The organism is Arthrobacter sp. A2-55 (assembly GCF_025548615.1).
Taxonomy (GTDB): domain Bacteria; phylum Actinomycetota; class Actinomycetes; order Actinomycetales; family Micrococcaceae; genus Specibacter; species Specibacter silviterrae.
Genome location: NZ_JAJLOZ010000158.1, coordinates 1 through 408, shown reverse-complemented (window position 1 = coordinate 408; position 408 = coordinate 1). Strand labels below are relative to the sequence as shown.

Annotated in this window: 1 protein-coding gene; it reads left to right on the top strand. The window is 66.4% G+C overall.

Annotated features, from left to right (window positions below):
• Positions 1-408 (top strand): LUD domain-containing protein (locus LPN03_RS20760; RefSeq protein ID WP_262455767.1); only part of this gene is annotated, 408 nt, incomplete at both ends.

The window sequence follows — 408 nt, the reverse complement described above, 5'->3', positions numbered from 1 at the left end:
GACGCCACCATGGCGAACCTTCCGGCCATGCTGGAGCAGTTCGAGGCCAACTTCACGGCCCGCGGAGGCACCGTCCACTGGGCCCGCGACGCCCAGGAGGCCAACCAGCTTGTCACCGAGCTGATCCGGGCAACGGGGGAAACCGAGGTGGTCAAGGTCAAGTCCATGGCCACGCAGGAAATCGGGCTGAACGAATACCTGGAAGGGCAGGGCATTGCCGCGTTTGAAACCGACCTGGCGGAGCTGATTGTCCAGCTGGACCGTGACAAGCCCAGCCACATCCTGGTCCCGGCCATCCACAAGAACCGCAGCCAGATCAGGGAGATCTTCCTGCGCGAAATGGGGGACGTGGACCCGGCCCTGAGCAACGAGCCGGCCCGCCTGGCCGAGGCCGCCCGCCGCCACCTG